At 72.0% G+C, this 20,328-nt stretch carries 24 protein-coding genes; 11 read left to right on the top strand and 13 right to left on the bottom strand.

The window, feature by feature from the left end; translation table 11 throughout:
* Positions 1-37: 37 nt before the first annotated feature.
* Positions 38-1,528 carry a SulP family inorganic anion transporter gene (locus JOD95_RS11495; protein ID WP_209685042.1) on the bottom strand — a complete coding sequence of 497 codons (1,491 nt, stop codon included), beginning with the start codon at positions 1,526-1,528 and terminating at the stop codon, positions 38-40.
* A 136-nt stretch (positions 1,529-1,664) separates the two neighbouring features.
* On the opposite strand from JOD95_RS11495, the gene JOD95_RS11490 reads away from it, so the two are divergent.
* Entirely contained in the window at positions 1,665-2,039 is a 375-nt protein-coding gene (locus tag JOD95_RS11490) for a MerR family transcriptional regulator (protein WP_245172245.1), read from the top strand.
* A 39-nt stretch (positions 2,040-2,078) separates the two neighbouring features.
* On the opposite strand, the gene JOD95_RS11485 is transcribed toward JOD95_RS11490, so the two are convergent.
* Entirely contained in the window at positions 2,079-2,273 is a 195-nt protein-coding gene (locus JOD95_RS11485; protein WP_209685040.1) for a hypothetical protein, read from the bottom strand.
* Entirely contained in the window at positions 2,245-2,625 is a 381-nt protein-coding gene (locus tag JOD95_RS11480) for a hypothetical protein (protein ID WP_209685039.1), read from the bottom strand. The genes JOD95_RS11485 and JOD95_RS11480 overlap by 29 nt, the downstream gene beginning before the upstream one ends.
* Before the next feature lie 141 nt (positions 2,626-2,766).
* On the opposite strand from JOD95_RS11480, the gene aspS reads away from it, so the two are divergent.
* Positions 2,767-4,107, top strand: coding sequence for an aspartate--tRNA(Asn) ligase (gene aspS, locus JOD95_RS11475; RefSeq protein WP_209685038.1), 1,341 nt, complete (start codon positions 2,767-2,769; stop codon positions 4,105-4,107).
* 75 nt (positions 4,108-4,182) lie between these two features.
* Here aspS and JOD95_RS11470 read toward each other — a convergent pair whose 3' ends face one another.
* The 5 genes from JOD95_RS11470 to JOD95_RS11450 form a co-directional block, all read right to left on the bottom strand.
* A complete protein-coding gene (locus JOD95_RS11470; RefSeq protein WP_209685037.1) occupies positions 4,183-4,476 on the bottom strand; it encodes a Dabb family protein in 294 nt (97 codons plus the stop codon).
* Positions 4,473-4,736 carry a glutaredoxin family protein gene (locus JOD95_RS11465; RefSeq protein ID WP_066655297.1) on the bottom strand — a complete coding sequence of 88 codons (264 nt, stop codon included), beginning with the start codon at positions 4,734-4,736 and terminating at the stop codon, positions 4,473-4,475. Before JOD95_RS11465 ends, JOD95_RS11470 begins: the two co-directional genes overlap by 4 nt.
* Positions 4,737-4,806: 70 nt before the next feature.
* Positions 4,807-4,905, bottom strand: a complete 99-nt coding sequence (locus JOD95_RS11460; RefSeq protein ID WP_003792170.1) for a 30S ribosomal protein bS22 — start codon at positions 4,903-4,905, stop codon at positions 4,807-4,809.
* Positions 4,906-5,030: 125 nt separating this feature from the next.
* Positions 5,031-5,225 carry a helix-turn-helix domain-containing protein gene (locus JOD95_RS11455; RefSeq protein WP_058729786.1) on the bottom strand — a complete coding sequence of 65 codons (195 nt, stop codon included), beginning with the start codon at positions 5,223-5,225 and terminating at the stop codon, positions 5,031-5,033.
* A gap of 146 nt (positions 5,226-5,371) precedes the next feature.
* Positions 5,372-5,887 carry a helix-turn-helix transcriptional regulator gene (locus JOD95_RS11450; protein ID WP_066655298.1) on the bottom strand — a complete coding sequence of 172 codons (516 nt, stop codon included), beginning with the start codon at positions 5,885-5,887 and terminating at the stop codon, positions 5,372-5,374.
* A gap of 71 nt (positions 5,888-5,958) precedes the next feature.
* On the opposite strand from JOD95_RS11450, the gene JOD95_RS11445 reads away from it, so the two are divergent.
* On the top strand, positions 5,959-7,398 hold the full coding sequence (locus tag JOD95_RS11445; protein WP_066655299.1) for a TrkH family potassium uptake protein: 1,440 nt from the start codon (positions 5,959-5,961) through the stop codon (positions 7,396-7,398).
* Positions 7,399-7,465: 67 nt separating this feature from the next.
* Complete coding sequence (locus JOD95_RS11440) at positions 7,466-8,104, top strand: TrkA family potassium uptake protein (RefSeq protein WP_066655303.1); 639 nt, start codon at positions 7,466-7,468, stop codon at positions 8,102-8,104.
* Positions 8,105-8,199: 95 nt separating this feature from the next.
* On the opposite strand, the gene proC is transcribed toward JOD95_RS11440, so the two are convergent.
* Positions 8,200-9,030 carry a pyrroline-5-carboxylate reductase gene (gene proC / locus JOD95_RS11435; protein ID WP_066655305.1) on the bottom strand — a complete coding sequence of 277 codons (831 nt, stop codon included), beginning with the start codon at positions 9,028-9,030 and terminating at the stop codon, positions 8,200-8,202.
* Positions 9,031-9,125: 95 nt separating this feature from the next.
* On the opposite strand from proC, the gene JOD95_RS11430 reads away from it, so the two are divergent.
* Positions 9,126-10,082 carry a cation diffusion facilitator family transporter gene (locus JOD95_RS11430; protein ID WP_209685036.1) on the top strand — a complete coding sequence of 319 codons (957 nt, stop codon included), beginning with the start codon at positions 9,126-9,128 and terminating at the stop codon, positions 10,080-10,082.
* Positions 10,083-10,149: 67 nt separating this feature from the next.
* Here JOD95_RS11430 and JOD95_RS11425 read toward each other — a convergent pair whose 3' ends face one another.
* Complete coding sequence (locus tag JOD95_RS11425) at positions 10,150-10,581, bottom strand: nucleoside deaminase (protein WP_209685260.1); 432 nt, start codon at positions 10,579-10,581, stop codon at positions 10,150-10,152.
* A gap of 75 nt (positions 10,582-10,656) precedes the next feature.
* Here JOD95_RS11425 and upp point away from each other — a divergent pair, with 75 nt between their 5' ends.
* From upp to JOD95_RS11395, 6 genes are all read left to right on the top strand, one after another.
* Positions 10,657-11,292 carry a uracil phosphoribosyltransferase gene (upp, locus tag JOD95_RS11420; protein ID WP_066655308.1) on the top strand — a complete coding sequence of 212 codons (636 nt, stop codon included), beginning with the start codon at positions 10,657-10,659 and terminating at the stop codon, positions 11,290-11,292.
* Between the two features lie 709 nt (positions 11,293-12,001).
* A complete protein-coding gene (locus JOD95_RS11415; protein ID WP_144411342.1) occupies positions 12,002-12,772 on the top strand; it encodes a winged helix-turn-helix domain-containing protein in 771 nt (256 codons plus the stop codon).
* Positions 12,773-13,090: 318 nt separating this feature from the next.
* Positions 13,091-13,585 carry a MarR family winged helix-turn-helix transcriptional regulator gene (locus JOD95_RS11410; RefSeq protein WP_251154602.1) on the top strand — a complete coding sequence of 165 codons (495 nt, stop codon included), beginning with the start codon at positions 13,091-13,093 and terminating at the stop codon, positions 13,583-13,585.
* A complete protein-coding gene (locus tag JOD95_RS11405; protein WP_209685035.1) occupies positions 13,582-14,931 on the top strand; it encodes a deoxyribodipyrimidine photo-lyase in 1,350 nt (449 codons plus the stop codon). Before JOD95_RS11410 ends, JOD95_RS11405 begins: the two co-directional genes overlap by 4 nt.
* Positions 14,928-16,418, top strand: coding sequence for a serine hydrolase (locus JOD95_RS11400; RefSeq protein ID WP_209685034.1), 1,491 nt, complete (start codon positions 14,928-14,930; stop codon positions 16,416-16,418). The genes JOD95_RS11405 and JOD95_RS11400 overlap by 4 nt, the downstream gene beginning before the upstream one ends.
* 90 nt (positions 16,419-16,508) lie before the next feature.
* On the top strand, positions 16,509-17,081 hold the full coding sequence (locus tag JOD95_RS11395) for a TetR/AcrR family transcriptional regulator (RefSeq protein WP_144411343.1): 573 nt from the start codon (positions 16,509-16,511) through the stop codon (positions 17,079-17,081).
* A 203-nt stretch (positions 17,082-17,284) separates the two neighbouring features.
* Here the strand turns inward: JOD95_RS11395 and JOD95_RS11390 are convergent, their stop codons facing one another.
* From JOD95_RS11390 to JOD95_RS11380, 3 genes are all read right to left on the bottom strand, one after another.
* On the bottom strand, positions 17,285-17,899 hold the full coding sequence (locus JOD95_RS11390) for a superoxide dismutase (RefSeq protein ID WP_209685033.1): 615 nt from the start codon (positions 17,897-17,899) through the stop codon (positions 17,285-17,287).
* A 44-nt stretch (positions 17,900-17,943) separates the two neighbouring features.
* Positions 17,944-18,453 (bottom strand): flavin reductase family protein, encoded by a 510-nt coding sequence (locus tag JOD95_RS11385; protein WP_066655321.1) that lies wholly within the window; start codon positions 18,451-18,453, stop codon positions 17,944-17,946.
* A gap of 131 nt (positions 18,454-18,584) precedes the next feature.
* Entirely contained in the window at positions 18,585-20,108 is a 1,524-nt protein-coding gene (locus tag JOD95_RS11380) for an MFS transporter (RefSeq protein ID WP_209685032.1), read from the bottom strand.
* Between the last annotated feature and the right edge of the window lie 220 nt (positions 20,109-20,328).

Below are 20,328 nucleotides of genomic sequence, written 5' to 3'. Positions count from 1 at the left end.
GCCCCTGCGACCGTTCGGCTCTGCCCGGTCGCTGCCGTCAGCCCAGCCGTCCGGTCAGTCGGCCGTGCAGTGCCACCGACCCGGTGTTCAGGTTCACGACCTCGACGGTCGAGCCGTGCCGCGCGTACCGCTGCTCCACGCCGTCGAGTGCCGCGACGGTGCTGGCGTCGAACACGTGCGCGCCCGACATGTCCACGATCACCCGCTCCGGGTCCTCGGCGTAGGAGAACCGCGTCACCAGGTCGTTGGACGACGCGAAGAACAGGGCACCGTGCACGCGGTACCGCACGGTGCGCTCGTCGACCGGCTCGCGCACCACGGACACGACGTGCGCCGCGCGACGGGCGAAGACGAGGGCCGCGACGACCACGCCCACCAGCACACCCGTCGCGAGGTTCTGGGTGACGACGACCACCACGACGGTCACGACCATGACCGCCGTCTCGCCGAGCGGCATCCGCCCGAGCGTGCGGGGCCGGACGCTGTGCCAGTCGAAGGTCGCGACGCAGACCATGAGCATCACGGCCGTCAGGGCCGCCATCGGGATCTGCGCGACGAGGTCGTGCAGCGCGATGGTCAGGACGAGCACCGCCGCGCCCGCCGTGAAGGTCGACACCCGGGTCCGGGCGCCGGCGGTCTTCACGTTGATCACGGTCTGGCCGATCATCGCGCAGCCACCCGTGCCGCCGAAGAACGCCGAGGCGATGTTGGCGATGCCCTGGCCCCACGACTCGCGCCAGCCGCTGGACCGGGTCTCGGTCAGGGAGTCGACGAGCTGCGCGGTCAGGAGCGTCTCGATGAGGCCGACGATCGCGACCCCGAACGCGTACGGCGCGATGATCTGCAGGGTCTCGAGCGACAGCGGGACCGTGATGCCGCCGAACCCGGGCAGCGCGGTCGGCAGGGAGCCCTCGTCGCCGACCGTCGGCACCGCGACCCCGAACACGATCGTGATCGCCGTGACCACGACGACCGCGATCAACGGCGCGGGGACGGCCTTGGTCAGGAAGGGGAACGCGACGATGATGCCGATGCCGAGCGCCGTCAGCGGCCAGACCACGAACGGGACGTCGTCGCCGAGGAGGTTGGGCAACTGCGCCGTGAAGATCAGGATCGCCAGCGCGTTGACGAAGGCCACGTTGACGCTGCGCGGGATGAAGCGCATCAGTCGGGCCACCCCGAGGAAGCCGAGCACCAGCTGGACCACACCGCCGAGCACCACCGCGGGGACGAGGTAGGCGACGCCGTGGTCGCGCACGAGCGGAGCGATCACGAGCGCGACCGATCCGGCGGCGGCCGAGATCATCGCGGGTCGCCCGCCGACGATCGAGATGACCACCGCGATGACGACGCTCGAGAAGAGGCCGACGGCCGGGTCGACCCCGGCGACGACCGAGAAGGAGATGGCTTCCGGGATGAGGGCGAGCGCCGTGACCACGCCGGCCAGGACCTCACGGGTGAGGAGCCGGGGGGACCGGAGCGCGGTGAGGACGGTGGGTGCCGCGGGGGCGAGCGGTGCGAGGGACATCGCCAGCGACCATACCCTGACGTGAGGGGAGGGTTGCGCCGGGCAGACGTGCACTCCGAGCGATCTCGCGCGGCGGTCTGCCACCATGGCTCCCGTGCACGCGATCGACTCCCCCGCCCCGACGCCGGGCGACACCATGCACATCGGTGAGCTCGCCGAGCGCGCCGGGATGTCCCTGCGGACGATCCGGCACTACGACGAGGTCGGGCTGCTCGTGCCGAGCGGACGGACCACCGGAGGGTTCCGGGTCTACACGGCGCAGGACCTCGAGCGACTGCTCGTCATCCGTCGGATGAAGCCGCTCGGGTTCTCGCTGGACGAGATGGCGGAGCTCCTGCACGTCGTCGACGCCCTCGCCGACGCCGGACCCGAGGACCAGCCGGCACTCGCCGCCCGCCTCGACGCGTCGCTCGAGGACGCCCGCGCCCGGCACGCGAAGCTCGTCGAACGGGCCGGCATGGCCGAGGAGTTCATCGGCACGCTCAGCACGCTGCGCGCCACACTCCCCTGAGCCCCGGACGACACCCGGCAAGCCGGAGACACCGCTCGGTCACCGGTCGACCTGCAGCTCACCGGACTCGATGAGCCGCGCCCGCTCCCGTTGTGCCGCCCGGAGTTCATCGCGCCACCGGAGCAGGTCGTCGTGGACCCGGATGATCCGTCGTGCCTCCCAGGGTCGGAAGCGGTACTGCCGTCGGATCAACTGCCGCCACTCGTCACGATCGCGTTCGATGAGCGCGACCACCGGGTCCTCCACTGCCAACTGCGTTCCCTTCCGTGATGAGGTCGAGCACGATCTTGCCGATCGCGGCGTCATCGGCGCGAAGGATCTGCATTCTGGACATCGCCCGAGCGCTGAACCGACCGACCTCGGCCCGGCCGACGTCGCCGTCGCACACCTGGTCGACCGTCCACACGAACCGCGCCCAGGCCCGGTCGCGTTCCTCGCGCCCGACGTCCCGCCGCCACCGCACCAGCGCCCAGACGCCTCCCACGGCCGCGCCGACCAACGTCAGCACCGACCCGACCGCAGCCGCGACCACCGCCGCCACCGCGACGGGCGGCCAGGCCGCGAGCCCCGCTCCCGTTGCCGTCATCCGGGATCCCCTCTCGACTCGCGACCCGACCACACGGACGACGCTACGGACGTGCCGGGGCCGAACCACGCCTCCCGGCCGACGCTGTGGAGAGAACGGACCGGGACCCCACCTGTGGAGGAGGCCGTAGACTCGACGACCGTGATCGAACGCACCCGCATCGCCGACCTCGCCGCCCTCCCCGACGGCCCCGTTGCCGTCGCCGGCTGGGTGGAGACCGTCCGCGACCAGAAGAAGGTCCAGTTCGTCGTCCTCCGCGACGAGACCGGCGCCGCGCAGCTGGTGAACCCCGCCACGCGCGAGGCCGAGGACGGCGACGACGACGCCCAGGCCCGGCTCACCGTCACGAACGAGGTCTCCGGGCTCGCGCACGGCACCTTCGTGCACGTCCGCGGCACCCTGAAGCACGACGAGCGCGTGAAGCTCGGCGGGCTCGAGGTCAAGGTCGGCTCGCTCGAGGTGGTCAGCGCCGCGAAGCCGGAGACGCCCATCGCGGACGACTCCTCGCTCGACAAGCGTCTCGACTGGCGCTTCCTCGACCTGCGCAACCGCAAGCAGAACCTGATCTTCCGCATCCAGACGACGCTGGAGCACGCGTTCCGCACCTACTGGGTCGAGCGCGACTACATCGAGATCCACACCCCGAAGCTGATGGCGTCGGCGTCCGAGTCGCGCGCCGAGCTCTTCCAGCTCGAGTACTTCGAGACCACCGCCTACCTGGCGCAGTCCCCGCAGAACTTCAAGCAGATGGCGCAGCCCGCCGGATTCGGCGCGGTGTTCGAGATCGCGGACGCGTTCCGTGCGGACCCGTCCTTCACGAGCCGTCACGCCACCGAGTTCACGAGCGTCGACGCGGAGATCTCGTGGGTCGAGTCGCACGCCGACGTCATGGCGATGCACGAGGAGCTCCTCGTCGCGGGCTTCACCGCCGTCAAGGACAAGTACGGCAAGGAGATCGAGGAGGTCTTCGGCTTCGAGTTCGTCGTCCCGACCGCTCCGTTCCCCCGCGTCACCCTGGCCGAGGCCCGGAAGATCGTCGCCGACAGCGGACACGACGTCGTGCGGGCGGACGGCGACCTGGACCCCGAGGGCGAGCGTCGCGTCAGCGCCTGGGCGAAGGAGACGCACGGCTCGGAGTTCGTGTTCGTCACGGACTACGACGCCTCGATCCGCCCGTACTACCACATGCGTCACGCCGACGACCCGACGCTCACGAACAGCTACGACCTGCTGTTCAACGGCGCCGAGATCTCCACGGGTGCCCAGCGTGAGCACCGCGTCGACGTGCTCGAGGCGCAGGCCGTCGAGAAGGGCCTCGACCCCGAGGAGCTCGGCTGGTACCTCGACTTCTTCCGCTACGGCGTCCCGCCGCACGGCGGCTTCGGCATGGGCCTCGCCCGCGTGCTCATGCTCGCCCTGCACGAGCCGTCCATCCGCGAGGTCACCTACCTGTTCCGCGGACCGACGCGCCTGACCCCGTAGTCACCACCGACGACGACGACGGCCACCCTCCGACAGGAGGGTGGCCGTCGTCACGTGCGGGCCGGGAGGCGCGGGTCAGCTCTCCCAGTCGATGGCCGCCCGCCCCGTGACGAGCTCGCGGATCTCCGCTGCCGCCGCCTGGTGGTCCGGGTGGAACTGGTACTCGTCGAGACCGGCGAGGTCGTCGAAGGTCGCCACGACGGCCAGGTCCTGGTTCTTCCCCGGGTAGGCCACGTTGTCGACGACCTCGAGCGACCGGATCGAGCCGATCGTGCCGACGAGCCCGGTCAGGAGCTCGCGGACGTGCTCGACCGTCGCGGTGCGGTCGAGGTCCTCGCGGACGGTCCAGGAGACGACGTGGTGGATCATGCGCTGGCCTCGGCCTTCTCTGCCTTCTCGAGGGCACCGTGCAGCCGGTCGGCGTCCACGTGCCAGTTGCTGTGGACCCGGCCGTCGACGAGGACGACCGGGATGTCCTCGGCGTACTCCTCGCGCAGCGCGTCGTCGTCGAGGATCGACCGCTCCTCGAGGGTGACACCGGGGTGGGCGGCCACGACCTGCTCCACGACCGGACGGGCGTCGTCGCAGAGGTGGCAGCCGGGCTTCGTCAGGAACGTCACGGCGGGCATGTCCCCACGATAACGCGCCCGGGAACACGAAAGCCCCGGCGGACCGGGGCTTCGGGTGCAAGTACTGGACTTACTTCTTGTTGCGACGCTGGTGACGCGTCTTGCGAAGGAGCTTGCGGTGCTTCTTCTTCGCCATGCGCTTGCGACGCTTCTTGATGACAGAACCCATAGTGGACCTCGCTCGGAACGATGCAGATGTGTGGACACCGGGCCCGAAGAGACCGCGGAAAATCAACCCGGCCGAGTCTAGCGGAGCGCAGCGGTCCTGTCGAACGGGCGCGCGCCGGGCCGATCTCAGCCGACGTCGGCGATGCCGCCGCGCAGGAGTTCGGCGACCGCCGACTCCGGGACGCGGAAGGACCGGCCGAACCGGATCGCGGGGAGCTCTCCCGCGTGCACCATGCGGTACACCGTCATCTTCGAGACGCGCATCATCTCGGCCACCTCAGCGACGGTGAGGAAGCGCACGTCGTCGAAACTGCCGGTCATGGTCCGCCTTCGGGTACCCGCGGATCGCGCGGGGTCGGTGTGACCAGTGTGGTCAAGGGCGAGTGTAGGGGCGCGTGGGACCACGTGTCCAGGAGACTCCGAGCGGACGCTCGACCGTGCTGCGCGAGGGGTCCCCCACCGGTCGGTCAGTCGTCCTCACCGCGGCGCGTGAAGCGCTTCCGGCTGCGGTCGACGACACGCTCCCAGCCCTGCTGCGCACCCGAGAACGCGGCGGTCGCTCGGTGCGAGGCCTCCGCCATGACGCGACCCAGCTCGGTGCCGACCTCGACGGTGGACCGCGCTGCGGTGCCGGTCCGGCGGAACGAGACCGGCTGCCCGTCGAGCGTCCACGAGGTCGTCGCCGGGGTACCGTCCGCGTCGACCGCTCCCGTGAAGGGGACGACCCACTCCTCGAGCCGGACGAGCGGCTCCGGGTCGAGCCGGTAGAAGCGGTGCTGGCCCTCCTCACGGCTGGAGACGAGACCGTGGTCGCGCAGGACGCGGAGGTGCTTCGACACGGTCGGCTGGCTGACGCCGATCTTCTCGACGAGCTGCCCGACGCTGAGTTCGCCGCCGGTGGCGTCCGAGCCGTACGCCGTCAGCAGCGCCCCGAGCAGCTCGCGCCGGGTCGGGTCCGCCACGACGGTGAAGATGTCGGCCATGCGGCAAGGCTAGCCGGACCCGTACGCATGTACCATGACCGCTGACCTGCCCACGGCTCCGGAGGCACAGGATGCTCGACCGCACCGAGCCGCTCAACCGGCACACGCCGACGAGCGGGGTGAGACGGCGTCTGGACGGTGCCCTCGGCGTCCTCCGGTCGTCGCCGTCGCGGCTCGCGATCCTGGTGTTCGTCGCGCTGATCCTCATCTTCACGACCCTGTTCATGACGCCCTGGGCGGCTGCGGACCGGACCCCGACGCACTTCGCGGACGCACTGTTCACGGCGGCGTCGGTCGTCTGCGTGACCGGGCTGGCGACGGTCGACATGGCCACGCACTGGTCGGTCTTCGGCAAGGTGCTCATCGTCGTCGGGACCCAGATCGGCGCCGTCGGCGTCCTCACCTTCGCCTCGATCCTCGGCCTGGTCGTGACACGGCGGCTGGGGCTCCGTGCCAAGCTCATCGCCGCCGGCGACTCGAACCCGCTCCGCACGCACTCCGGCGCCGTCCCCGAGGGGCAGGCCGTGCGGCTCGGGGAGGTCGGCACGCTCCTGCTCACCGTGGCGGTGAGCACCCTGACGATCGAGATCGCGATCGGCGTGCTCCTGCTGCCGTCCACGCTCGCCGCCGGCTACCCGTTCTGGACCGCCGTCGGGGACGCCTTCTACTACTCGGCGATGGCCTTCACGAACACGGGCTTCTCGCCGAACGCCGAGGGGCTCACCCCCTTCGCGAACGACTACTGGTTCCTGTCGCTCCTCATGGTCGCGGTCGTGGCGGGCTCGATCGGGTTCCCGGTGATCCGGGCCGTCACCAAGCAGTTCCGCACGCCGCGGCGGTGGCCCATCCACGTGAAGCTCACGCTGGCCACCAGCGCGGTGCTGCTCGTCCTCGGCGCGGTCGTCTACACGGCGCTCGAGGCCTCGAACCCCCGCACGCTGGGGGACGCCGGCGCCGGACACACCGCGTTCCAGGCGCTGTTCTTCTCGACGATGACGCGGTCCGGCGGCTTCGCCACGATCGACGTCGAGCAGATGCACGGCGCCAGCCTGCTCGTCACCGACATGCTCATGTTCATCGGTGGCGGTTCGGCGTCGACGGCCGGCGGCATCAAGGTGACGACGCTGGCGGTGCTCTTCCTGGCCGCGGTCGCCGAGGCCCGCGGGCGCCAGGGCATGGAGGCGTTCGGGCGCCGCATCCCCGGTGACGTCCTGCGCGTCGCCGTCGCGGTCGTGCTCTGGGGGGCGACGATCGTCGCCGTCATGACCGTGGTCCTGCTGCAGATCACCGGCGACTCGCTCGACCGCGTGCTCTTCGAGGTCATCTCCGCCTTCGCGACCTGCGGCCTGAGCTCCGGCATCTCCGCCGAGCTCCCGGAGGCGGGCAAGTACGTCCTCGCCGCCACGATGTTCCTGGGCCGGGTCGGTACAGTGACCATCGCCGCCGCGCTGGCCGCAAGCCAGAGCCGGCAGTTGTTCCGCCGCCCCGAGGAGAGGCCGATCGTTGGCTGACCGCCGTCCCCGCGCCGACCGTCGCGCACCCCACCCCGTCACCGGAGCCGTCAGCCACGACGCCCCCGTGCTCGTCCTCGGCCTCGGTCGCTTCGGCGCCGCCACCGCCGGACAGCTCGAGCGCCAGCACCGCGAGGTCCTGGTCGTCGACACCGACGCCGGCCTCGTCCAGAAGTGGTCGGACCGCGTCACCCACGCCGTGCAGGCGGACGCGACGGACATCGACGCCCTGCGGCAGATCGGCGCGCAGGACTTCGCGATCGCGGTCGTGGCCGTCGGTTCGCACCTCGAGTCGAGCGTGCTCATCACCTCGAACCTCGTCGACCTCGGCATCCCGCAGATCTGGGCGAAGGCCGTCAGCCGCTCGCACGGCACGATCCTGTCCCGCATCGGGGCGAACCACGTCGTGTACCCGGAGCGCGAGGCCGGCGAACGGACCGCGCACCTGGTGTCCGGTCGGATGCTCGACTTCATCGAGTTCGACGACGACTTCGCGGTCGTCAAGATGTTCCCGCCGCGCGCCGTGCGCGGCAAGGACCTCGCCACGACCGTCATCCGGACCCGGCACGGCCTCACGGTGCTCGGCATCAAGTCGCCGGGCAGGGCGTTCGTGCCGGCAACCCCGGACAGCGTCATCGGCGAGGACGACGTCATCATCGTCTCGGGGACCGAGACCGACCTGGAGCGCTTCGCCGCGCTCGAGTAGCGACCCGACGTCGGACGGGAGGCCCGTGGCGGACACGGCCACGGGCCTCCCGTCCGTCCCGTGGTCACGCCGGACGGACCGACCGGCGCCCGCGGTCAGGACGCGGCGATCTCCTCGGCCCGGGCGATCGCGGCGCGCGACGCGCGGGTGAAGGTGCCGGCGAGGTCGGCCTCCTGCAGCACGGCGACCGCGCGCTCGGTGGTGCCCTTCGGACTGGTGACGGCGCGGCGCAGGTCGGCGGGCTCCCGCCCGGACGCGGCGAGGAGTTCGACGGCTCCCCGCACGGTCCCCTGCACCATCGTCGCGGCCTGCTCCGGGGTGAACCCGAGCGACTCGGCGGCCTGCTGCCACTGCTCGACGAGCAGGAACACGTACGCGGGCCCCGATCCGGAGACGGCGGACAGGGCGTCGAGCTGCGACTCCGGCACCTCGATGACCTGTCCGGACGCGGCGAACACGCTCGAGGCGAGCCCGACCGCCTCGTCGTCGGCCGTGGACCCGGCGCTGATGCCGGTGACCCCGTGGCCGACGCCGATCGGGGTGTTCGGCAGCGCCCGGACCACACGGACGCCCGCCGGGACACGCGCCTCCATCGAGGCGAGCGTGGTGCCGACCGCGACGCTCACGACCACCGCACCGGGGTGGAGCGACGCGGCGACCTCGTCGAGGACCTCGCCGATCATGTAGGGCTTGACCCCGAGGACGACGAGCCCGGCCCCGCGGACGGCCTGCCGGTTCGCGTCCGGGTCGGTCTCCGTCGCCGACGCCTCGAGCCCACGCTCGCGCCATGCCGCCGCCGACGCTCCGGACCGGGTGGTGAGCGTCACGGTCGCGGGGTCGAGGCCGGCGGCGAGCAGTCCCTCGAGGACGCTGCCGGACATGGAGCCGACGCCGAGCATGGCGGTGCGGGGCAGTTCGATCGTCATGGTCCCGACCCTACCCAGCGCCCACGCCTAGGATCGGTCCGTCAGGGGGCCGCCTGCGGTGCGGGCCCGGTGCACGGCAGGGAGAAGGGACACCCGTGAGCGCTTCGGGAGGCACGAGGGCGATCGTCGCCGCACTCGCCGCGAACGTCGGCATCGCGATCGTGAAGTTCGTCGCGGCCGCGATCAGCGGGTCCGCCGCGATGCTCGCCGAGGGCGTGCACTCCCTCGCCGACTCCGCGAACCAGCTCCTGCTCCTGCTCGGCGGCCGCCGTGCCCGCCGCGCAGCCGACCAGGAGCACCCGTTCGGCCACGGCCGCGAACGGTACGTGTACGCGTTCGTCGTCTCGATCATCCTGTTCACCATCGGCGGCGTGTTCTCGTTGTACGAGGGCATCGAGAAGCTCGCCGACCCGCACCCGATCACGAACTGGTGGCTCCCCGTCGCCGTGCTCGTCGTCGCGATCGGCCTCGAGGGCTTCTCGCTCCGCACCGCCCTGCGCGAGGCCCGTCCGCACAAGGGCTCGCAGTCGTGGGTGCAGTTCGTGCGTCGGGCGAAGGCCCCGGAGCTCCCCGTGGTCATGCTGGAGGACACCGCGGCGCTGACCGGTCTCGTGTTCGCACTGCTCGGCGTCGGGCTCACCGTGCTCACCGGCAACGGGGTGTTCGACGCGATCGGCACGATCCTCATCGCCCTGCTCCTCATCGCGGTCGCCGTCGTGCTCGGCATCGAGACGAAGAGCCTGCTCGTCGGCGAGGGCGCGAGCGTCGCCGACGTGGAGCGCATCAGGGCCGCCGTGCTCGACGGTCCCGAGGTCGAGTCGATCGTGCACCTCAAGACGCTGTACCTCGGGCCGGACGAGCTCATGGTCGGCATGAAGGTCGCGGTCGACGGGGACCGTCGGCTCGGCGACGTGGCCGCGGGCATCGACACCGTCGAGCAACGCATCCGCGCCGCGGTGCCGGTCGCTCGCGTGATCTACATCGAGCCGGACGTCCTCCGGACCGGACCGCGGCCGCCCACCGAAGCGATCGTCATCCGCGCCGCCGACTGAGCGCAGGCCCGTCGAGCCAGGCCTGTCCGGACAGAGCCGTCCGGGCAGGGCAGTCAGGGCAGAGCCGTCAGCGGCGCTCGCGGAAGAACGCATCGAGCAGGTCGGCGCAGGCCTGCTCACGCACGCCCGCAACGACCTCGGCACGGTGCGGCAACCGCCGGTCCCGCGCGATGTCGTAGACGCTGCCGCTCGCCCCGGCCTTCGGGTCCCAGGCCCCGAACACGATCCGCGGCACCCGTGCGGCGAGTGCGGCTCCCGCGCACATCGGGCACGGCTCGAGCGTGACGACCAGGGTGTGCTCGGCGAGGTGCCAGTCCCCCGTCGCCTCGGCCGCCGCCCGCAGCGCGAGCACCTCGGCGTGGGCGGTCGGGTCCTGCCGGGCCTCGCGTTCGTTCCGGCCGACCGCGACGACCTCGCCCGCAGCGTCGAGGACGACGGCACCGACCGGCACGTCCCCGGTCGACAGGCAGGCACGCGCCTCGTCGAGCGCTCGGTCCATCGCCGCGGTGAACGGTCGTCCGGCTGGGTGCTCCACGCGTCGATCCTGCCCCATCGGCACGGTACGCTCGACACCATGCGAGTCCACGTCGCCGACCACCCGCTCATCACCCACAAGCTCTCGGTGCTCCGCGACCGGACCACACCCTCCCCGACCTTCCGTGCGTTGACGGAGGAGCTCGTGACGCTGCTCGCCTACGAGGCCACGCGCAGCGTCCGGGTCACCGCCACGCCGATCGACACCCCCGTCGCGCACACGATGGGTGTCGCGATCGCGAAGCCCCGTCCGCTCGTCGTGCCGATCCTGCGCGCCGGGCTCGGCATGCTCGAGGGCATGGTCAAGCTCGTCCCCACCGCCGAGGTCGGCTTCCTCGGCATGGCCCGCAACGAGGACACGCTCGAGCCGCAGACCTACGCGGAGCGCCTGCCCGACGACCTGTCCGGTCGGCAGTGCTTCGTGCTCGACCCGATGCTCGCGACCGGTGGCACACTGGCCGCGGCCATCGACTTCCTCTTCGACCGCGGCGCGGAGGAGGTCACGTGCGTCTGCATCCTCGGCGCACCCGAGGGCCTGGCCGCCGTCGAGCAGGCCGTCGGTGACCGCAACGTGAGCATCGTCCTCGGCGCCCTCGACGAGAAGCTCGACGAGAACGGCTACATCGTCCCGGGTCTCGGCGACGCCGGCGACCGCCTGTACGGCCTGGCCGAGTAGCACCCGCTCCCCTGACGCCCCCGTCGACCCGGCTCCGGCCGTGTCGACGGGGGCGTTCCACGTCTTCGGCGCTCGCGCGGGACGGTGTCGTCGTCGCGAGACGCCGCCGACTCGACGAGACACCGCCACTTCCGGGTGCGTCTCGCACGAAGGGCGGCGTCTCGCGCGAGAAGCGGCGTCTCGCGCGCAGACCGCGTCACGCGCACCGCGCCCCGCCCACGCGACGGCGGACGGGAGGCCCGTGGCGGGCCGGCAGCGCGCCCCCCGTCCGGCAGCGGGGTCCGCCCGACCACCGCCTGTCCGCTCTCGTCACCGTCCGTGCGGACGGTTGACAGCGCCTTGGTATACCGCGGATACTCGTCCCATGACTGCAACCGTGTCCTCCCGAGTCCTCTCCGAGGCCCTGGGGAACGCCGGCACCATGATGCCGGCGTCGGCGGTCATGCGTTGTCGAATGTGTGCCTGATCGGTACCCGTTCCAGCCGGATCCCCCGCGACACCACCCCGGTCGCGCGCGTGTGATCCCCGGGTGACAGCACCTCGACGACGCCCCCACACCGCGTCCCGTCGGAGCGCAGACCACCCGTACCTCCCGGGAGGCCCCGGTCCACCGCAGGACCGCTGGGCGACACGGCGATCAGCCGTACCCGGACCGACGCACTCGACACCGCACGGTGCACCGCACCGTAGCCCCGCCCGGAGAACCGCCATGTCGCTCACGATCCCCCAGCCCCGCACCGCCCTCCGTCCCGCCACCACGGTGCCGACCGACCTCGGCACGGTCACCCCGATCCGTCCGCGTCGCACGCCCGTCGCCCCGCCGGTACCGAGCGGGATCCCGACCAGCCCGGTCGTCGCTCCGCAGCGGAACCGGGCGCTCCCGGAGGGCACCGAGGCGCGTGGCTTCGCGCTCTACGTCGGCATCGACGAGGCCGCGGCCGCTGCCGCCGGGACGAGCCTCGCGGCCGTGGTCGAGCAGCTCAAGGCCCTCACCGCCCAGCTCGTCCCGTCGTCGGAGACCTACGCCGCCGTCGCCGTCGCCGCCGAGGGGTCCGGGGGCCGCGACGTGGACGTGGTCCGTCTCGCGCTGCAGGACCGCTCCGCCGTGGCCGCCCGCAAGCAGGCCGAGAAGCCCGAGCCCGAGGAGACCGGTGTCGTCATCGACATCTCCCGGAAGCGCGTGACGCTCGACGGCGAAGCCGCTCCCCTGACCTACAAGGAGTTCGAGCTCCTGCAGTTCCTCGTGCTGCGCGAGGGCCAGACCGTCGACCGTGCCGCGATCATCGAGGGCCTGTGGTCCGACGACGAGGACGAGACCCCGAACGAGCGCACCATCGACGTGCACGTGCGTCGGCTGCGCTCGAAGCTCGGTGCGTTCGAGGAGATCGTGCGGACCGTGCGCGGCGTCGGCTACCGCTTCGACCGGCACGCCGACGTCGCGGTGCGCTACGCCTCGACGCCGTCGCCCGACCTCTTCTGATCTGCTCCGACGACGTTCGGCGAACTCGCAGCGAACGGAGCCCGGACACGCTGGCGCGCCGTTACCTCGCCGTTATACAGTCGGAGTCGCAGGCAGTGTTTGCTGTGGCACCGCCTGCGGAATGTGATTGCAGGACACTCTTGGTGCAAGGGAGAGGGCCGGTCGCTCAGAAGGCGACCGGCCCTCGTCACGTCCCGGCCCTCGTCACATCCCGGCCCTCGTCACATCCCGGCCCGGTCCGCTGTCCCCCGCGACCCGACCGGTGTCACACGCCCCTCGGTAGTGTGGACCGACCGTACGACCGGAGGGACGACGACCGTGGACGACGTACGCCGCAGCGACAAGGCGACCGCTGTCGCGGCCTGGGAAGCCCTGTTCCGGGCACAGGTGACCGTGATGCGCGCACTCAACACCGACTTCCCGGGCGGTGAGATCTCCTTCAACGAGTACGACGTCTGCTTCAACCTGTCGACGCAGCCCGGACGACGCTGCCGGATGCGCGACCTGACCGGTCACCTGCTCCTGACACAGCCGAGCGTGAGCCGCCTGGTCGACCGCCTCGCCTCGCGCGGCATCGTCGAGAAGCAACCCGACCCGTCGGACGCGCGCGGCGTGATCGTCGCCCTCACGGCACACGGCTTCGACGTCTACCGCTCGGTGGCGGTGCAGCACGCGCAGACCATCGCCGACCAGGTCGGAGCCGGACTCGACGACGACGAACTCCGCACCCTCACGGAGCTGTGCACGAAGCTGCGCACCGCAGCCGGCGGTACCGGCCCACGTCCCCGTCCGGCCGAGGCGGTGTCCGCGTGAGCGGCGCGGTCGTCTGGCTGCGCGAGGACCTGCGGCTCGGCGACAACCCGGCGCTCCGTGCCGCGATCGACCACGGCGGCCCGGTCACCGTCGTGGTCGTGCTCGACGAGGAGTCCGCGGGCATCCGTCCCGTCGGCGCCGCGAGCCGCTGGTGGCTCCACCACTCCCTCGCCGCCCTCGACGCCGAACTGCGGTCCCGGCACTCGCGGCTCGTCCTGCGCCGTGGCAGTGCCGCGCGGGTGGTCCCCGAGGTGGTCGCGCAGGCCGGGGCGGACGCCGTCTACTGGAACCGTCGGTACGGCAGGGTCGAGCGCGATCTCGATGCGGGGATCAAGAGCGCCCTGACGGACGACGGCACGGAGGCCCACAGCTTCGCGGCGAACCTGCTCTGGGAGCCGTGGACGGTGCTCACCGGTCAGGGCGAGCCGTTCAAGGTGTTCACCCCGTTCTGGCGAGCGGCACAGGCCATGCCCGAACCGCGGCACCCGCTGCCGAAGCCGCGCGACCTGCCCGCTCCTGCGGACGTGGACTCCGACGACCTCGACGACTGGGCCCTGCTGCCGACGGAGCCGGACTGGGCCGGCGGCCTCCGCGACGCGTGGGAGCCCGGCGAGGCGGGGGCGCACCGCAAGCTCGAGCAGTTCGTGCACGACGCGCTCGAGGACTACGACCAGCGTGACGAGCCCGCGATGGCGGCGACCAGCGACCTGTCGCCGCACCTGCGCTGGGGCGAGGTCAGCCCGTACCAGGTGTGGCACCGCCTGCACGGCGAGCTCGAGCCCGAGCAGCGCCGCCAGGCCCCGGCGTTCCTCCGCCAGCTCGCGTGGCGGGAGTTCAACTGGAACGAGTACTTCCACTGCGACGACATCGCGACCGTGAACGTCCGCCGCGAGTTCGACGAGTTCCCGTGGCGTGACGTCGACGACGACGAGCTCGACCGCTGGCGGCACGGGCGGACGGGCTTCGACCTCGTCGACGCCGGCATGCGGGAGCTCTGGCACTCGGGGGCGATGCACAACCGCGTCCGGCTGGCCGCGGCGAGCTTCCTCGTGAAGAACCTGCTCGTCGACTGGCGCATCGGCGAGCAGTGGTTCTGGGACACCCTGGTCGACGCCGACCCGGCGAACAACGCGGGCAACTGGCAGTGGGTCGCGGGCTCGGGCTTCGACGCCGCGCCGTACTTCCGCGTGTTCAACCCCGACCGGCAGATGGAACGCTTCGACCCACACAAGGAGTACGTGCGGCGCTGGGTCCCCGCGGACGAGGAACGCCCCGAGCCGATGGTGGACCTCAAGGCCACCCGGCAACGTGCACTGGACGCCTACGACCAGATGCGTCGCGCATGACGGTCCCGCGCGACGTGCTCGCCGAGGTCGACGCCCTGTTCGCCGCGCGGGTCGCCGACCGGGTCGCGCCGAGCAGCGTCTGGGGCGTGTTCGACCGGGAGGGCCTGGTCGCGTCCGGAGGGCACGGTGACCGAGGCGACGGGAGCGCGCCCGACGCCGACACCGTCTACCGGATCGCGTCGTGCACCAAGAGCGTGACCGCGGCGACGCTGCTCACCCTGGTCGCCGAGGGGTCCGTCGCCCTCGACGACCCGATCACCACCGCCGTACCCGCGTTCGCCGAGGTCGCCCTCCCGTCGCCGGACGCCCCGGTGCCGACGCTCCGGATGCTCCTGACGATGTCCGGCGGGCTGCCGACCGACGACCCGTGGGCGGACCGGCAGGAGTCGATCGACGACGACGCCCTCGATGCCGTCCTCCGGGCAGGGTTGCTGTTCGACTCCGTCCCGGGCACCCGGTTCGCGTACTCGAACACCGGTTACGCCCTGCTCGGGCGCGCGATCGCCCGAGCAGCCGGCACGCCCTACGCCCGGGCGGTGACGGACCGCGTGCTCCGGCCGCTCGGACTGACCGACACCGTGTTCAGCGCCGCCGAGGCGCGCGGTTTCGTCGTCGTCGGCCAGCGCGACGACGACGGGTCGTGGACCCCGCAGCCGATGACCGGGCCGGGCGCGTTCTCGCCCATCGGCGGACTCTTCTCGACCGTCCGCGACCTGGCGCGGTGGGCCCGGTACCTCGCGTCGGCGTCCACCGCAGCGCCGGAGGACGGGCCGGTCTCCCCCGCGGACCGTCGCGCGATGCAGCAGGCGATGCGGATCGTGCCGTCCTCGGTGGTGCCCGCGGCGAAGCGACCGACGGCGTACGGGTTCGGACTGTTCGTGGAGCAGGACGACCGCGCGGGTGAGATCGTGTCGCACTCCGGCGGCTACCCCGGCTTCTCCGCGCACGTCCGGTGGTCGGTGGAGCACGGCCTCGGCGTGGTCGCGTTCGAGAACGCCACGCAGGCGAAGGTCTCAGCGCCGGCCGAGCGGGCACTCGACCTGCTGCTCGCCGCGGCGCTCGACGCCGATTCGGCGGCGCCGGCGGCCGCCACCACCACGAGCGGATCAGCAGCCGCGCCGGGCGTCCGTCAGACCACGGAGGCCACGCACACCGCGCGTCGGGCCGTCACCACGCTGCTGCAGGCCTGGGCGGACCCGGCCGTCGACGACGACAGCGCGGCAGACCTGGGCGCCGCCGTCTGCACGCCGAACGTCCCCCTCGACCGCCCGTGGACCGCTCGACGGCGCGCTCTGCTCGAGTCCGCGCACGCCGTCGGTGCAGACCTCGCCGCCGCACCGGTCGACGAGCAGTCCTCGGTGCCGTCGCACCTGCGCTGGTGGCTGCCCGGCAGCGCCGGCCGTCTGCGGATCGAGATCCGGCTCGCCCCCCTCGCGGCGGGTCGGGTGCAGAGCCTGACGGTGACGCCGGAGCGTGCCGAGCACTGAACCACGCGGACCGGCCGGTGATCGGCTAACATTTCAGGTGATCGTGTGCGCACGGTCGCCGACCGATCACTCGACCTCGCGGGAGACGCCATGCCCAGGAGACCCGACCCGACCCTGAAGCCCGCGATCGTCGCGAAGGTCGCACGGCACCTGCAGGACACCAAGCTCGAGGACGCCTCCGTCCGCAGCCTCGGCCGGGTGCTCGGCACGAGCGCGTACCCGATCGTGTACCACTTCGGTTCGCGGGAGTCCCTGATCGACGCCGTGGTCGACCACCTGTCCGTCGACCAGGACCGGGCGCTCGACCCCGCCGCGGAGCCGTGCGCGCTCACCGACCACCTGCTCGCCGTCTTCGGCGGGCTCGACACCCCGGAGCGGCGACTCGCAGCCCGTCTGACGTTCGAGCTCGGCTGCGTCGAGGGCCTCGACGGCCGTGACCGCCAGCAGCGGCTCCACCGACGACGGGTCGACGAGCTCGCGGCCTGGTGCCGTGCGCACGGCCGGTGCGGGACGGACGCCGAGCGGACCGCCCGGGCGGTGGTCGCTGCGGCACGCGGTGCCCAGTGGAGCGCACTCGTCGACCCCGACCGCTCGGACGTGGACGGCGCGCTGCGGGCGATCGCCGAGGAGCTCGCGTCGTCCGTCCGCCTGGCGGCCGCCTGACGGCCACACGGCACGACGGACGGACCGGCACCGTCGGATCGAGCGGCACCGTCGGACGGACCGGCACCGTCGGACGGACCGGCGCCGACGGACCGACCGGCACCGTCGGACGGATCGGCACCGACAGACGGACGGGAGGCGCGGTGCCAGCCGGCACCGCGCCTCCCGTCCGTCAGCCGGTCAGCACGTGACCGGCAGCCGCGTCAGAGGGTGACGAACGACTGCGACTTGGCGTTCGCGAAGCGAGCCGCGACGTTCTCCCAGTCGACGATGTTCCACACGGCCTTGACGTAGTCGGCCTTGACGTTGAGGTAGTCGAGGTAGAAGGCGTGCTCCCACATGTCGAGCATGAAGATCGGCACGACGCCCAGCGGCACGTTGGCCTGCTGGTCGAAGAGCTGGAAGGTCACGAGCTTCTGACCGACCTGGTCCCACGCGAGCACCGACCAGCCGGAGCCCTGGATGCCGTTGGCGACGGCGGCGAACTGCGCCTGGAACTGCTCGAACGAGCCGAAGAACTCGTCGATGGCGGCGGCGAGCTCGCCCTCCGGGACCTTCGTGTCCGGGCCGAGGTTGGTCCAGAAGATCGAGTGGTTGACGTGGCCGCCGAGGTGGAACGCGAGGTCCTTCTCGAGCTTGTTGACGCTTGCGAAGTTGCCGGACTCGCGCGCCTCGCCGAGCTGCTGCAGCGCGGTGTTCGCACCGGTCACGTAGGCCTGGTGGTGCTTGTCGTGGTGCAGCTGCATGATCTTGCCGCTGATGTGCGGCTCGAGGGCGGCGTAGTCGTACGGCAGCTCGGGCAGGGTGTACTCGGCCATTCGAGGTCCTTTCGATCTGGGGTTGGTGGAGCGGGCTCCGCGGCTCAGGAGAGCCGGGAACGTTCGGAGAGGGAGTGGAACTCCCGGTTGTGGTAGACGAGCGGCTCACCGTGCGCCTGACCCACCACGATGTCGAGCACCTCGGCGACGACGACGGTGGACGAGCCGATCTCGGTCGTCGATCGCGGTCGGCACCGCAGCGCCGTCGCGGCGGCGGGCAGGTACCGGTCCCCGGTCGGCAACGTGCCCCACATCGGGTCGTCCGCTGCGGGGCTACCGGTCGCGGCGAACCGCTTGGCGAGGCCCACGCTGAGCGAGTCCACGAGGTGCACGACGAAGACGTCCGCGCCGAGCACGACGCCGGCCGAGCCGGACTTGGTCGACAGCGAGAAGACGAGCACGGGTGGGTCGACCGCGACGCTCGCGACGCTGGAGGCGGTCAGGCCCGTGGGACCGTCCGGCCCCTCGGCGGTGATGACCGCGACACCGGCGGGGTGTCCGCGGAAGGCGGCCTTGTACGCGTCGGCGGTCGTGGCCGGGGCTTCGTCGGGCATGGCAGTCGTGGTGTTCCTCCGGGTGGGATCGGCCGCGGCTGCGCGGCCACCTCCCAACGTAGGACCTCGACCGGGGTTCCGGTCAACGATTCCCAGCTTCGTCCGATCCCGGGCGCGCCGGACGACCCGGCTCAGTCGCGCTTGAGCATGACCAAGGAGGCCGCCGCGGCGACGAGCATGAGCACCGCCGCCACGGCGCCGGTGATCGTCACACCGGAGTCGAACGCCGCACGAGCGCTCTCGAGCAGCGCCTGACCGGCCGAGCCTCCGAGGTCGGCGGCGGCCGACACGGCACCGCCGAGGGTCTCCTGCGCCGCCGTCCGCGCCGAGCCGGCGAGGGCGTCCGGCACCACCACGTGCGACCGGTACGCGGTCGCGAGGATCGTCCCGAGCACCGCCGTGCCGAGCACCGCGCCGATCTCGTACGCGGTCTCGGACACCGCCGACGCGGCACCGGCCTTGTCCGCGGGGGCCGTCGAGATGATGAGGTCGTTCGTGACCGTCTCGGACGCCCCGATGCCGATGCCGAGCAGCACGAAGGCGAACGCCAGCGCGACGATCGACGCGTGGTGTCCGAGGACCGACACCATCGCGTACGCGGCGGCCGAGAACGTCAGGGAGACGGCCACGACCCAGCGGGGGGCCACCCGCGCGACGATCGGCACGACGACGAGTCCGGCGACGATGGTGAGCACCGAACCGGGCACGAGCACCAGACCGGACGCGAAGGGGTCGAGCCCGGCGACGAGCTGCAGGTGCTGCGCGATGAAGAACAGGAAGCCGGTGAGCGAGAACATCGCGGCCATGTTCATGAGCACGCTGCCCGTGAACGCGGTGCTGCGGAACAACCGCAGGTCGAGCATGGGCGCGCGGGAGCGGAGCTGGCGGCGGACGAAGGCGATCCCGCAGAGCACGCCGACGGCGAGCAGCGCGATCGCGAACCCGCGCTCCTCGGGGTGCACGACCGACTTGATCGCCCAGGCGGTCGGGGCGAGGGCGCCGAGCGACAGGAGCATGCTCGGGACGTCGACGGGGCCGGGCTGCGGGTCGCGCGACTCCGGCACGGTGAACGGCACCGCGACGAGCATGACGACGAGGATCGGCACCGCGACGAGGAACACCGCACCCCAGTGGAAGTGCGCGAGCAGGACGCCGCCGACGAGCGGGCCGAGTGCGTTGCCGGCCGCGAACATCGTCGACCAGACGGCGAGCGCCATCCGCCGTTCCCCGGCGTCGACGAAGACGTTGCGGATGATGGAGAGCGTCGCCGGCATGAGCATCGCACCGAAGACCCCCATGACGGCGCGGGCTGCGACGAGCATCCAGGCCTCGGTCGCGAAGGCCGCCGCGACGGACAGCAGTGCGAACCCGGTCGCGCCGATCACGAGGATCCGGCGTCGCCCGATGCGGTCGCCGATGCTGCCCATCACGACGAGCAGGCCGGCGAGCACGAGGGGGTAGGCGTCGACGATCCAGAGCTGGGTCGTCGCGCTCGGGTCGAGGGCGCGCGCGATGGTCGGCAGCGCGAAGCTCAGCACGGTGTTGTCGACGGAGATGAGCAGCACCGGCAGCATCAGGACGGCGAGCGCCGCGAACCGTCGGGCGCGGCTGCCGGTGACGGCGGTGGCGACGGGGCTGGTGAGCAGAGTGGACACGGTGACTCCCTGGGGAACGAGCCGGACCAGGTCGACGGCGGACACTTTCGGCGGGGCAGACGAGACGGGACGCGGAAGTGGTCACGCGCCCCGTCAGGACTCCATGAGTGTACCGTCTGGACGGTTGTGGTTGCAAGTGCAACCAACGGGCGGACGGGAGGCCCGTGGCCGGACCGCCACGAGCCTCCCGTCCGCCTTCCGCTCCCGTCGGCGGCCGTGG

It is taken from the genome of Curtobacterium sp. 1310 (assembly GCF_017834105.1).
Classification (GTDB): domain Bacteria; phylum Actinomycetota; class Actinomycetes; order Actinomycetales; family Microbacteriaceae; genus Curtobacterium.
The sequence above is the reverse complement of the archived record's forward strand: the minus strand, read 5'-3'. Positions and strand labels throughout refer to the sequence as shown.

Coding starts and splice junctions, on each gene's coding strand:
- JOD95_RS11495 (WP_209685042.1), bottom strand. CDS start 1,528: ATGTCCCTCGCACCGCTCGCCCCCGCGGCACCCACCGTCCTCACCGCG.
- JOD95_RS11490 (WP_245172245.1), top strand. CDS start 1,665: ATGCACATCGGTGAGCTCGCCGAGCGCGCCGGGATGTCCCTGCGGACG.
- JOD95_RS11480 (WP_209685039.1), bottom strand. CDS start 2,625: ATGACGGCAACGGGAGCGGGGCTCGCGGCCTGGCCGCCCGTCGCGGTG.
- JOD95_RS11470 (WP_209685037.1), bottom strand. CDS start 4,476: ATGATCCACCACGTCGTCTCCTGGACCGTCCGCGAGGACCTCGACCGC.
- JOD95_RS11465 (WP_066655297.1), bottom strand. CDS start 4,736: ATGCCCGCCGTGACGTTCCTGACGAAGCCCGGCTGCCACCTCTGCGAC.
- JOD95_RS11460 (WP_003792170.1), bottom strand. CDS start 4,905: ATGGGTTCTGTCATCAAGAAGCGTCGCAAGCGCATGGCGAAGAAGAAG.
- JOD95_RS11455 (WP_058729786.1), bottom strand. CDS start 5,225: ATGACCGGCAGTTTCGACGACGTGCGCTTCCTCACCGTCGCTGAGGTG.
- JOD95_RS11450 (WP_066655298.1), bottom strand. CDS start 5,887: ATGGCCGACATCTTCACCGTCGTGGCGGACCCGACCCGGCGCGAGCTG.
- JOD95_RS11445 (WP_066655299.1), top strand. CDS start 5,959: ATGCTCGACCGCACCGAGCCGCTCAACCGGCACACGCCGACGAGCGGG.
- proC (WP_066655305.1), bottom strand. CDS start 9,030: ATGACGATCGAACTGCCCCGCACCGCCATGCTCGGCGTCGGCTCCATG.
- JOD95_RS11425 (WP_209685260.1), bottom strand. CDS start 10,581: ATGGACCGAGCGCTCGACGAGGCGCGTGCCTGCCTGTCGACCGGGGAC.
- upp (WP_066655308.1), top strand. CDS start 10,657: ATGCGAGTCCACGTCGCCGACCACCCGCTCATCACCCACAAGCTCTCG.
- JOD95_RS11415 (WP_144411342.1), top strand. CDS start 12,002: ATGTCGCTCACGATCCCCCAGCCCCGCACCGCCCTCCGTCCCGCCACC.
- JOD95_RS11400 (WP_209685034.1), top strand. CDS start 14,928: ATGACGGTCCCGCGCGACGTGCTCGCCGAGGTCGACGCCCTGTTCGCC.
- JOD95_RS11395 (WP_144411343.1), top strand. CDS start 16,509: ATGCCCAGGAGACCCGACCCGACCCTGAAGCCCGCGATCGTCGCGAAG.
- JOD95_RS11390 (WP_209685033.1), bottom strand. CDS start 17,899: ATGGCCGAGTACACCCTGCCCGAGCTGCCGTACGACTACGCCGCCCTC.
- JOD95_RS11385 (WP_066655321.1), bottom strand. CDS start 18,453: ATGCCCGACGAAGCCCCGGCCACGACCGCCGACGCGTACAAGGCCGCC.